Origin of the sequence: Nocardia sp. bgisy134, from assembly GCF_965341865.1 — a bacterium.
Taxonomy (GTDB): Bacteria; Actinomycetota; Actinomycetes; order Mycobacteriales; family Mycobacteriaceae; genus Nocardia.
Map to the genome: position 1 here is coordinate 206,526 of NZ_CBDQZP010000015.1, position 10,781 is coordinate 217,306.

The 10,781-nt window shown below is 70.4% G+C and carries 12 protein-coding genes; 5 read left to right on the forward strand and 7 right to left on the reverse strand.

Annotation, left to right across the window (positions count from 1 at the left end; genetic code table 11):
• Positions 1-88: 88 nt before the first annotated feature.
• Complete coding sequence (locus ACRWNM_RS25510) at positions 89-790, forward strand: DUF4132 domain-containing protein (protein ID WP_431970611.1); 702 nt, start codon at positions 89-91, stop codon at positions 788-790.
• A 113-nt stretch (positions 791-903) separates the two neighbouring features.
• On the opposite strand, the gene ACRWNM_RS25515 is transcribed toward ACRWNM_RS25510, so the two are convergent.
• Positions 904-2,082 carry a sensor histidine kinase gene (locus ACRWNM_RS25515; RefSeq protein WP_431970612.1) on the reverse strand — a complete coding sequence of 393 codons (1,179 nt, stop codon included), beginning with the start codon at positions 2,080-2,082 and terminating at the stop codon, positions 904-906.
• Between the two features lie 66 nt (positions 2,083-2,148).
• On the opposite strand from ACRWNM_RS25515, the gene ACRWNM_RS25520 reads away from it, so the two are divergent.
• A complete protein-coding gene (locus tag ACRWNM_RS25520; RefSeq protein ID WP_431970613.1) occupies positions 2,149-2,916 on the forward strand; it encodes a TSUP family transporter in 768 nt (255 codons plus the stop codon).
• Positions 2,917-2,975: 59 nt separating this feature from the next.
• Here ACRWNM_RS25520 and ACRWNM_RS25525 read toward each other — a convergent pair whose 3' ends face one another.
• A complete protein-coding gene (locus ACRWNM_RS25525) occupies positions 2,976-3,632 on the reverse strand; it encodes a helix-turn-helix domain-containing protein (RefSeq protein ID WP_431970614.1) in 657 nt (218 codons plus the stop codon).
• 208 nt (positions 3,633-3,840) lie between these two features.
• Between ACRWNM_RS25525 and ACRWNM_RS25530 the strand changes: the two genes are divergently transcribed.
• Both ACRWNM_RS25530 and ACRWNM_RS25535 read left to right on the forward strand, forming a co-directional pair.
• On the forward strand, positions 3,841-5,379 hold the full coding sequence (locus ACRWNM_RS25530) for a TldD/PmbA family protein (RefSeq protein WP_431970615.1): 1,539 nt from the start codon (positions 3,841-3,843) through the stop codon (positions 5,377-5,379).
• A 95-nt stretch (positions 5,380-5,474) separates the two neighbouring features.
• Positions 5,475-6,791 (forward strand): metallopeptidase TldD-related protein, encoded by a 1,317-nt coding sequence (locus ACRWNM_RS25535; RefSeq protein WP_431970637.1) that lies wholly within the window; start codon positions 5,475-5,477, stop codon positions 6,789-6,791.
• Positions 6,792-6,875: 84 nt separating this feature from the next.
• On the opposite strand, the gene ACRWNM_RS25540 is transcribed toward ACRWNM_RS25535, so the two are convergent.
• The 3 genes from ACRWNM_RS25540 to ACRWNM_RS25550 all read right to left on the reverse strand — a co-directional run bounded on the left by ACRWNM_RS25540 (position 6,876) and on the right by ACRWNM_RS25550 (position 8,595).
• On the reverse strand, positions 6,876-7,373 hold the full coding sequence (locus ACRWNM_RS25540; protein WP_431970616.1) for a DUF4333 domain-containing protein: 498 nt from the start codon (positions 7,371-7,373) through the stop codon (positions 6,876-6,878).
• 234 nt (positions 7,374-7,607) lie between these two features.
• Positions 7,608-7,994, reverse strand: a complete 387-nt coding sequence (locus ACRWNM_RS25545) for a PPOX class F420-dependent oxidoreductase (protein WP_431970617.1) — start codon at positions 7,992-7,994, stop codon at positions 7,608-7,610.
• A 52-nt stretch (positions 7,995-8,046) separates the two neighbouring features.
• Entirely contained in the window at positions 8,047-8,595 is a 549-nt protein-coding gene (locus ACRWNM_RS25550; RefSeq protein WP_431970618.1) for a PadR family transcriptional regulator, read from the reverse strand.
• A 118-nt stretch (positions 8,596-8,713) separates the two neighbouring features.
• Between ACRWNM_RS25550 and ACRWNM_RS25555 the strand changes: the two genes are divergently transcribed.
• Entirely contained in the window at positions 8,714-9,433 is a 720-nt protein-coding gene (locus tag ACRWNM_RS25555) for a glyoxalase (RefSeq protein WP_431970619.1), read from the forward strand.
• A gap of 18 nt (positions 9,434-9,451) precedes the next feature.
• On the opposite strand, the gene map is transcribed toward ACRWNM_RS25555, so the two are convergent.
• Positions 9,452-10,219, reverse strand: a complete 768-nt coding sequence (map, locus tag ACRWNM_RS25560; RefSeq protein ID WP_431970620.1) for a type I methionyl aminopeptidase — start codon at positions 10,217-10,219, stop codon at positions 9,452-9,454.
• A gap of 201 nt (positions 10,220-10,420) precedes the next feature.
• Entirely contained in the window at positions 10,421-10,567 is a 147-nt protein-coding gene (locus ACRWNM_RS25565; protein WP_431970621.1) for a hypothetical protein, read from the reverse strand.
• Positions 10,568-10,781: the final 214 nt, after the last annotated feature.

Here is a 10,781-nt window from a genome sequence, read left to right on the forward strand (position 1 = left end):
CGGTTACCGCTTCCGCGCGTCTCCCGGACTTGTCGGCGCGCGCCGATATTCTCTTGCGTTCCCTGTAATCGACTCTCGTGGTGGGGAGATGTGCGAACAGATTCGGCTTCTGGAGATCGCGATGATCCAGCAGCACACGTGGACCGGCGGTCAGCATCGGGTTTCCGTCCTCGACCATCCGTTTTTGCGCCATCCGGCGCGACGGCTGGTCTGGCTCGGGTTCGACGAGCGAGCCAACCTCGAGGTCTCCTTCCGTGTCGCGGCGGACGGCTCCGCGACCGACCGCGATGGGCGGACGATCGGCGTCGACTCGGCCCGTATCGCGGTGGCCCATCCGCTCCAGCTCGCGGGCGAGCTACCGCACTGGGTCAGCCATTTCACGGATCACGAACTGCGCCAACCCTTTCCGCAACTGGCCAGAGAGGTGCACGCGCTGACCGAGCGGGAGCGGGCGGCGACCTCGCTGGAACGCTTCGCGCACCGCATGGTGCCCACCTGCGCGCTGCTGCGCCTGGAGGGATTCGGCTGGCGCCGCGGCGCACCGATCGACGGGGTGCACGATCACCTCTACCGCCGGGTCGACGGCGACCTCCAGGTGCTGCTGCACCTGGACGACGGCATCGCCGTCGGGGATGCGGAGCCCGAGGGCGAGCGGGTCATCGAGGCGGTCGAGCTGAGCTCGCGCCCCGCGTCACCGTGGTGGCGCCGATGCGGCGACACCGCCTTCGGCGCGCTGAACCCGATCACCGCCAGCGAGGTGCTGCGCGAGCTCGCGGCGATCTTCGAGTGACCGGGCGTAGCTGACCACTCCCCCGGGGCCGCACCAGCGGAACCGCCCCTCCATCCCCCGCGGCCGCACCAGCGGGACCGCCCCCACCGGGGCCGCGGCAGCGGGACCGCGCCCTAGCAGTCCAGCGGCTCGGTGACCAGCGGGATGGTCGCGCGTACCCGCCAGGCGCCGTCAGCGGCGCGGCCCACGTCCAGGGTTCCGCCGAGGACCGCGATGCGTTCACGCATGCCGACGAGCCCGAGGCCGCTGCCCTTGATCGGGTTGGCCTCGGGCCCGTGCATCGGAACGCCGCCGGAGTCGGTGACCTCGACGAGGACGTCGCTGTCGCGGCGGTGCACCCGGACCCACGCCTTGGGGTGGGCGCCCGCGTGACGCAACGTGTTCGTCAGCGACTCCTGCACGATCCGGTGCACGCCGAGGCTCACCTCCGGGGCGATGTCGTCGATGTCGCCGGTCAGCTCCAGCTCGACGGCGAGACCGGTGCCGCGCATCATCTCCACCACCTTGGCGATGCCTGCCGTGCCGTGCTGGGGCAGCTGATCGGGCGCGTGCTCGGTGCGCAGCAGTGCGACCGTGCGGCGCAGCTCACGCAGCGCCTCGCGGCCGGTGCTCGCGATGGTGGTGACGGCTTGCTCGGCGATGTCCGGGTCGCGGCGCAGCGCGTACTTCGCACCGTCGGCCTGCACGATGATGACGCTCACCGCGTGCGCGACGACGTCGTGCAGTTCGCGCGCGATTCGGGTGCGTTCGAGCGCGACCGCGTCGTGGGTGCGCCGCTCCCGGTCGTAGTCGGCGACCGCGAGCCGCGCGGCCACCTCGGCGTCGTAGGCGTGCCGCGCGCCGTTGAACTCCGCCAAGGTCCAGCACAGCGCGTAGTACAACGCGATGAACGCGATCGTCGACCACACGGGCTGATCGAGCAGCAGGGTGGACAGCGTGGTGTCGACGACAAGACCCGCCAGCAGCAGCAAGCCCTCGCGCCTGCCGACGTAGGCGACCAGCGTGTACAGCATGATCCCGAGCGCGAGCAGCGCCGGGTGCATTGCCTTGTCGTCGAGCAGGTAGCTCAGCAGGGTGGTGCTGATGGCCAGGCCGAGCATGGTGGCGGCGGTGGCCCTCGGGTAGACGCGGCGGAAGGCGACCGGGATCGGCAGCAATCCGCCGACCACCAGGTACACGGCCTTCTGGTTGGAATCGCCGATGGCCGTGAGGTCCAGCAACAGCAAGCCGAATGCGAGGATGGAATCCGCCACGAGGGGCTTGCCACGAAGCCACAGACTGAACCGGCGCATGCCGGCAAGACTAGGCCCTCCGTCCCAGGCAGCACGGAAACATGGGACGTCTGGTTGGGTTGCACCGTGAATCTTGCAGACTGGGCGGCCCTGGTGGCGGCCGCGACCGCCGCGGGCTGGGTCGACGCGGTGGTCGGCGGCGGCGGCCTGATCGTCCTGCCGACGTTGTTCTTGGTCGCTCCCGGCATCGCGCCGCAGACCGCGCTCGGCACCAACAAGCTGGCCGCGTTCGCGGGCACCACCGCCTCCGTGCTGACCTTCGCCAGGAAGGTGCCGATGCAGTGGCGGGTGCTCTTGCCCGCGGCGGGCATCGCCGCCGTGGCCGCGGCGTCGGGCGCGGCGGCGGTCTCGCTGATCGATCGCGACCTGTTCGTCCCGATCGTGATGGTGGTCCTGGTGTCGGTCGCGATCGTCGTGACGCTGCGCCCGTCGATCGGCGTCACCATGGCCACCCATCCGCCGACCCGCCGCAAGGTGGTGCTGGTCGTGGCGCTGGCCGCCGGGCTGATCGGGTTCTACGACGGCTTGCTCGGGCCCGGCACCGGCACCTTCCTGATCATCACCTTCGCCACGCTGCTCGGCACCGAGTTCGTGCGGGCCGCGGCCATGGCGAAGGTGATCAACTGCGGGTCCAATGCCGGCGCGCTGCTCTTCTTCGGCCTCACCGGGCACGTCATGTTCGCGCTCGGCGCGACGATGGCGGTCGCCAATATCGCCGGCGCGATCGCCGGGTCGCGGATGGCGCTGAGCCGGGGCGCCGAATTCGTCCGCGTCGTGCTGCTCGTGGTCGTGGTGGCGATGGTGCTCCGCCTCGGCTGGCAGCAGTTCGGCTGAGCGGCGCGCTCAGTCAGTCGGTGCGCAGTCAGTCGAACGCGCTCAGCCTTTCGAGGCGCTCAGCCGACCGGTTCGGCGTGCGCCGCGCAGCTGGCGGTGAGCCACGGCCGCAGGACGCGGCGGGTGGTCTCGTTGATCTGGCGGTGCAACCGCTCACCGTCCTCGGGTCCCGCGTGCGGCTGCTGGAAGAGCACGGTGAGCGCGCCGGACACCGCACCGACCACCGCGCCGACCAGCGCCGCGGCGCCGACCTCGTCGAATTCGTCGGGGAACGCGGCGTGTAGCTGCCTGCCGATCTCGCGCTGCGCCACCAGCTGGGCGTGCGCGGCGCGGCCGCTCACCGCGGGCACGGTCCGCGAGACCTGGGCGCGCACCGCGGCGATGCGAGCGCCCAGATCGTCGACGAGGTGTTCGCCCGGATTGTCGCCCGCGGCCCGTAGCGCGCGCAGCAGCACCTCGACCGGACGCTCGCCGACACGGCGGCTCGCGATGGCGGCCACCGCCATTCGCACGCGATCGTCGGGCTCGGGGAAGAGCAGTTCTTCCTTGCTGGCGAAGTAATTGAAGAAGGTGCGCGTGCCCACCTCCGCCGTGGCGGCGATGTCGGCCACCGTGGTCTCGTCGTAGCCTCTTGTCTCGAAGAGTTCGACGGCGGCCTCGAGCAGCGCGCGGCGGGTACGGTCACGTTTGCGGTCACGGAGGGCGGATGGCGGCACGCGGGCACAGTACGGCATTCCGCAGCGCCGATGCGGTAACCCACGCCTTGCGCGTGCCGTTCGCGCCGGTGCGATCCGGCGTCACGAATCGGCTGCCGACGGATGTCTTCTTGCACCGCTGAGTATTTCGGCCGATCGCCCACCGCGCCGAGGTGCGCGGCTCGTCCGCCGATGCCTGGGTCGGCGGACACCCGGTAGCGTAAACGGGGTGAGCATCGCGACTTCCGGGGACGGCTCGGTGATCGACGCCGAATTCCTCGCGCTACCACTGTCCGCGCTGGCCGACGCCGCGCTCGCGGCGGCCACCGCGGCGGGGGCCGAACACGCCGATCTGCGCGTGCACCGGTTGGTCACGCAGTCCATCCGGCTGCGCGACGGCCGCGTCGAGGCGATCAGCAATGCCACCGATCTAGGGTTTGCCGTGCGCGTGATCGTCGACGGCACCTGGGGTTTCGCCTCGCACGCCGCGCTCACCCCCGACACCGCCGCCGAGGTGGCGCGCCGCGCGGTCACCGTGGCCACGGCCCTGCGCGATCTGAACCGGGAGCGCGTCGAACTGGCCGACGAGCCACGCTACACCGACGCGCACTGGGTCTCGGCCTACGACATCGACCCGTTCACCGTGCCGACCGCCGACAAGGTCGCTCTGCTGCAAGATTATTCGGGCAGGCTGGCCGCGGCGGACGGCGTCGATCACGTGACCGCCTCGGTGTTGCAGGTCAAGGAGCAGACCTTCTACGCCGACACCGCGGGCTCGTCGATCGCCCAGCAGCGCGTCCGGCTGCACCCGCAACTCGAGGCCGTCACTGTCGATTCGGCCGCGGGCGTCTTCGAGACCATGCGCACCCTCGCCGCTCCGGCCGGGCGCGGCTGGGAGTACGTCACCGGCGCCGACGGAATCTGGGACTGGGACGACGAACTCGCGCGGATCCCCGGCTGGCTTGCCGAGAAGGTGAAGGCGCCGAGCGTCACCGCGGGCCCGACCGATCTGGTGATCGATCCCAGCAATCTGTGGCTGACCATCCACGAATCCATCGGTCACGCCACCGAATACGATCGGGCCATCGGCTACGAATCCGCCTACGCGGGCACCTCCTTCGCCACCCCGGACAAGCTGGGCACGCTGCGCTACGGCACCCCGATCATGCAGGTCACCGGCGACCGCACCGAGCGCAACGGCCTGGCCACCGTCGGCTACGACGACGAGGGCGTTGCCGGGCAGCGCTGGGATCTCGTGCGCGACGGCGTGCTCGCCGGTTACCAACTGGACCGCGCGTTCGCTCCGCGCCTCGGTCTGCCGCGCTCCAACGGCTGCTCCTACGCCGATTCCGCGCACCACGTGCCGATCCAGCGAATGGCCAACGTCTCGCTGCAACCCGACCCGGACCGCGACACCAGCACCGAGGAGCTGATCTCCCGGGTCGAGGACGGCCTCTTCATCGTCGGCGACAAATCGTGGTCGATCGATATGCAGCGCTACAACTTCCAGTTCACCGGCCAACGGTTCTTCCGCATCCGCAACGGGGCGCTCGACGGCCAGGTGCGCGATGTCGCCTACCAGGCCACCACCACCGATTTCTGGGGCGCGATGGAGGCCGTGGGCGGCCCGTCGACGTGGCGGCTCGGCGGCGCCTTCAACTGCGGTAAGGCCCAGCCGGGTCAGGTGGCCGCTGTCAGCCACGGCTGCCCATCGATCCTGGTGCGCGGCATCAACGTTCTCAACACCAGGACGGAGGCCGGTCAGTGAGCGAGCCGGGCAGCGACAGGGTGCACGCGCGCGGTGTGGCGCCCGCGGGCGACGTGGTGGAGAGGGCGCTGGCGCTCTCCCGCGCCGACGAGGCGATGGTGATCGTCACCGACGCGCACGAGGCGTCGCTACGCTGGGCGGGCAATTCGATGACGACCAACGGCTCGTCGGTCTCGCGGGACTGGGCGGTGGTGTCGATCTTCCGCGACGGACCGCATGCGGCCAGGGTCGGCAGCGTCGGTTCGACGAGCGTCGACCTCGCCGAGATCGAGGCGGTCGTACGGGCAAGCGAGGACGCGGCGCGCACCGCCGAACCCGCGAAAGACGCGATGCCGCTGCTGGAATCGGACGCCGCCGCCGAGGACTGGGCGGCCGCACCCGGCAGCACGGGCATCGAGGTCTTCGCCGATCTGGCCCGTGACCTGTCGGCCGGATTCGACGGCGCCGACCTGCTGTACGGCTTCGCCCACCACCAGATGCACACCACCTGGCTCGGCACCTCCACCGGCATCCGCCGCCGCTTCGTGCAACCGACCGGCTCGGTGGAGATCAACGGCAAACGCGGTGCGGGCGCGGAGCTGGCCAGCGCCTGGGTCGGCGTCGGCACCGCCGATTTCACCGATGTCGACACCCCGGGCCTGCTCGCCGAGCTGAACCGACGCCTGGATTGGGCGAGGCGCCGCGTCGAGCTGCCCGCAGGTCGCTACGAGACGCTGCTACCGCCCTCGGCGGTCGCCGACCTGATGATCTACATGGCGTGGTCGATGGAGGGCCGCGGCGCGCAGGAGGGGCACAACGCCTTCGCCCGCGCGGGCGGCACCCGAATCGGCGAGCGGCTCACCGACATTCCGCTCACGCTGTATTCCGACCCGAGCGCGGCCGGGCTGGAGTACCGGCCGTTCGTCGCGACATCGGCCTCGTCCGAGGCGCTCTCGGTCTTCGACAACGGGCTGCCCGCCGCGCGGGTCGACTGGCTGCGCGAGGGCGTCATCGAATCGCTGGTCTATCCGCGCGCCACCGCCGCCGAATTCGACGCCCCCGCCACGGTGCCCGGCGAGAACCTGTTGCTCACCGGGGGTTCCGGCGCGAGCTTGGACGAGATGATCGCGCGCACCGAGCGCGGCCTGCTCCTCACCACGCTCTGGTACATCCGCGAGGTCGATCCGGCCAGCCTGCTGCTGACCGGTCTCACCAGGGACGGCGTGTATCTGGTGGAGAACGGTGAAGTCAGCGCGGCGGTGAACAACTTCCGTTTCAACGAGAGCCCCATCGACCTGCTGCGCAGGGCCACCGAGGCGGGCGTGACCCAGGCCACGCTGCCCCGCGAGTGGAAGGACTGGTTCACCCGAACCGCCATGCCGCCGTTGCGGATTCCCGACTTCCACATGTCCTCGGTCAGCCAGGCCACCTGAGACACGACACCACCCGAGACACGACGCAGGGCCGCTCCGTGCTGGGAGCGGCCCGTGCGGACGGGATCGTGGCGGCGACCGGCCTCAGTGCGGGCGGCCGACCTCGTAGGTGCCGTCGCTGTCGGTGATGGTGACCGATACGGACTTCTGCATGCTGCCGACCTTCACGAGGCATTCGAAGGTCGCGCCGAGGACGACGGTCTGACCTCCGGGGCAGCGCACGTCGCGGACGTCGTCCATGCCGTAGGAGTCGATGAGCACCAGCTGCACACCGCGTTGTAGGTCCATCTGGTCCAGCTGCTTGGCCGGCGGATCCACCGCGCGGACCGGCGCGACGGGAGCCGAGGTCTGCGCCAGCGGCGCCGAGGCTGCCGGTGTCCGCACCGGGTTGTCGGCCGCCGCACTCTCGCGGATGTTGACCACCACGAGTCCGGCGATCACCCCGGCGATGGCGATGACGACGGCGCCGACCAGAGCGGCGACGAGCACGGGAAGCCAACCGCTGTCGGTGGTTTCGGCGTCCGAGTGGGCGGCGACCGGGTAAGGCTGCGAGGCCCGCGGCGGCCGAGTCGGTGCTGTCATGAACGATCCCTCCCCCCGGGGCAGGGTCGAGACATCGTGTCCGCCTGGGGACTACCCCGGTATGCCCGACGAAGGATAGCCGAGCCATGATCACCGCCTCCGCCGGTACCCCCGGAATCCCCGTGTCCGCCTTGCCTATTCCGGACCTTCCGGGCATTCGGCCGAATCTGCGCACTCCCGCTTCCGCTCCGAGTGTGCGCGGACCCGGGGATCGACCTCGCCGGGCAGCGCCGGTCAGGCGTCGGGCGTGAACTCGATGCCGATCGTGCCGGCCTTGCCCCTGCGCAGGGTGCTGCCCAGAATGAGCAGCGGTCCCAGCAGCCAGTACTTCTTGCGCAGCAACGCGCGCACGCGTTCGGTACCGTCGGCGTCCAGCACGCGCCCGGTGCCCGCGACGACGGCGCCGCGCACCCGCTTACCTCTGGCGTCGCACGCCTGCACGGTGCATGCGGGATCCCGGCGCAGCCGCTTGACCTTCCAGCTCTCGGTCTCCGTCCAGATGTACAGCTTGCCGCCGTCGGCGACCGCCCACACCGGCGTGCTGACGGGCGTGCCGTCCTTGCGGAAGGTGGTCAGCTGCACGTAGTCGGCGGAGCCTGCCTCACCGAGCGAGTTCGTCATGATCACAGCGTATCCGGGGGCGCGGCGGGGGTGCGAGGGCAGCACGAAGGGATCACTCCGGCATGCGGTACTCGCCCGACTCCAGGCGGGCGAGCAGTCCGTCGGTCCATCGGGTGAGGTTGTCGAACACGCCGCTCCACAGCTCGAGCAGATCGGGCGCGTGCGGCGCCTCGTAGCGGCCGGGGAAGGTCGGGATCATGGCCAGCAGGTCCTCGCGTACCGCGGCCGCGTTGCGCCGCTGCTCCGCCAGTTTGGCGATGACGTGCGCGCGGGGCAGAGCGTCCATGAAAGCGATGGCGGCGCCGAGTTCTTCCATATCGATGCTCACCAGCGCGGCGTCCATGAGCGTGCGGAACTCGGCCTCACCCGCCTCGGTGAGCTCGAACAGCGTCCGGCCGGGTCCCTGGTCGCTGTCCTCGGTGCCGAGCGCGCGCAGCTTCCCTTCCTGCGTGAGCTGTTTGAGCGCGTGGTAGATCGAGCCCGGCTTGACGTTCGTCCAGGTTTCGGCCCGCCACGACAGCAGTTCGCGCCGCACGGCGTAACCGTGCGTCGGTTGGCGGGTGCGGATCACCCCGAGGACGAGCAGACGCACGGCCGCCACGCGCGTTCCTTTCTCCCTGTCGCCACGAATCGACCCATGCTACTCAAATTTGACTTCCGGGAGAGCGCGCGCCTAGGTTGGCGGTACTCAAATTTGACTAGTGTCGGAGGAACGACTCATGGACGACTCTCCGGTCCCGGTGTTGTGGACCGCGTCGCCGGCCACCACCCTCGACTTCTACCGGGCCATCGGCTACACGGTGACCCACGAGCAGACCCGCCCCTACGTCTATCTCGCGCTGGAATTCCACGGTTGTCCGGTGCATTTCAACTCGCCGCCCAAGGGCTTCGAGCTGCCGCCGGAGCGCGTCGGCTGCCTGGTGATGGTCGACGACGTGGCCGCGCGCCACCGCGACTTCACCGCCGCGTTGCGCGCCGCCTTCGGCAAGGTGCCTACCAAGGGCCGCCCGCGCATCACGCGTTTCCGCCCCGGGCAGAGCCGCTTCACCCTCGTCGACCCCGACGGCAATTCCCTGCTGTTCATCCAGCGCGACGAGCCCGACGACCGCGAGTACGGCGGCTCACGCGACCTGGAAGATCTGGCGAGGGTCATCGACAACGCGCGAATCCTGCGCGATTTCAAGACCGACGACAAAGCCGCCGCGCGGGTGCTCGAAGTCGGCCTCGGTCGCTTCGCCGCAACCGCCGCGCCGGTGGAGCGCGCGCGGGCGCTGGCCATGCTCGCCGAGATCGCCATTGCCGCGGAGGACCCGGAGCGCGCCGCCCGATACCGCGACGAGGTGCGCGCGCTGAATCTTTCGGCCGAAGATCGCGCGGCAGTGGCCGCCGAACTCGGTGCGAGCGCCGAGCTGGAGCGCTGGCTCACCGAAACGCGCTGAGGCGAAGGAGGTTCCGCGTCAGGCCGCGCGGGTCAGCACCTGCGGCCCGTCGGCCGTGATGGCGACGGTGTGCTCGGAGTGCGCGGTACGCGAACCGTCGGCGGAGCGGATGGTCCAGCCGTCGGCGTCGGTGTAGATGCGATCGGTGGTGCGGGCGAACCACGGTTCGATGGCAATGGTCAGTCCCGGCCGCAGCGGATAGCCGCGACCGGCCCGGCCCGTGTTCGGGATGTGCGGATCCTCGTGCATGGTGCGCCCGAGGCCGTGCCCGCCGAACTCGGTGTTGACCGGATAACCGTAGGCGCGGGCCACCCCCGCGATGGCCGCGGACAGATCGCCGATGCGGTTGCCGGGCAATGCCACCGCGATGGCCGCGGCGAGCGCCTCCTCGGTGGCACGCACCAGCCGCAGGTCCGCCTCCGCCGCGGTCCCGACGATCACCGTGATCGCCGAATCCGCGACCCACCCGTCGACGCCGACCGCGAGGTCGATGCTCAGCACATCGCCATCGCGCAGCACGTAGTCGAACGGAAGTCCGTGCAGCACGGCGTCGTTCACGGACAGGCACACCGTGTTCCGGAACGGTCCGCGCCCGAAGGACGGCGCGTAATCCCAATAGCACGAGACGGCGCCGCGGTCGCGGATGCGTTCGCGCACATAGGCTTCCAGGTCGAGCAGGTTCACCCCGACCCGCGCCCGCGTGCGCACCTCGGCGAGCACGTCCGCGACGAACTCACCGGCCACCCGCATCCGGGCGATCTCCGCCGCCGACTTCAACTCCACCATTTCCGACCTCCACTGCGCCGAATCCACTACCGGTTCCGACCCCGCCGGCGGGACGCGCCGACGGTCGACCGGTATTTTTATACCAGCGTAGCGGCGTCGGTATTTAAATACCAATCGCACACGAGAGCTCGCCGCGCCCGGCGATTCCCGGGCGCGGCAGGACTCGAGAGACACACGCGCCGGATCACCGGCAGGCGGCCCTTACTCCGCGTCGTCCTCGCCCTGCTCCAAGGCGCGCATGGCCTCCGCCAGCTCGGCGCGCAACCGCTCGGCGGCCTGGCGATCGTTGCAATCCTCGGCCGTGGTGATGTCCTGACGAAGCTGGGCGATCGTGTCGCGGGAAACCATGAATCCTCCCTCTCGCTCTCGCGGCGTTCTCATTCCATTCGGGGGATGTCCGGTTTCCGAGCGCGGAAACCCCGCGTCACGGGAACGAGTTTTCGAGGCGCGACCGGGTATCCAGCCGGTGGGCGGCGTCACATCCAACGAGTGAACAGTCGTGCTCCCGATAGCCGACATGGGCGTGGGGGGGGGGGGGGGGGGGGGGGGGGGGGGGGGGGGG

Excerpts from the sequence above, each read along its gene's own strand:
- ACRWNM_RS25510 (WP_431970611.1), top strand. The coding sequence starts at position 89 with ATGTGCGAACAGATTCGGCTTCTGGAGATCGCGATGATCCAGCAGCAC.
- ACRWNM_RS25515 (WP_431970612.1), bottom strand. The coding sequence starts at position 2,082 with ATGCGCCGGTTCAGTCTGTGGCTTCGTGGCAAGCCCCTCGTGGCGGAT.
- ACRWNM_RS25535 (WP_431970637.1), top strand. The coding sequence starts at position 5,475 with ATGGTGATCGTCACCGACGCGCACGAGGCGTCGCTACGCTGGGCGGGC.
- ACRWNM_RS25540 (WP_431970616.1), bottom strand. The coding sequence starts at position 7,373 with ATGACAGCACCGACTCGGCCGCCGCGGGCCTCGCAGCCTTACCCGGTC.
- ACRWNM_RS25545 (WP_431970617.1), bottom strand. The coding sequence starts at position 7,994 with ATGACGAACTCGCTCGGTGAGGCAGGCTCCGCCGACTACGTGCAGCTG.
- ACRWNM_RS25555 (WP_431970619.1), top strand. The coding sequence starts at position 8,714 with ATGGACGACTCTCCGGTCCCGGTGTTGTGGACCGCGTCGCCGGCCACC.
- map (WP_431970620.1), bottom strand. The coding sequence starts at position 10,219 with ATGGTGGAGTTGAAGTCGGCGGCGGAGATCGCCCGGATGCGGGTGGCC.
- ACRWNM_RS25565 (WP_431970621.1), bottom strand. The coding sequence starts at position 10,567 with ATGGTTTCCCGCGACACGATCGCCCAGCTTCGTCAGGACATCACCACG.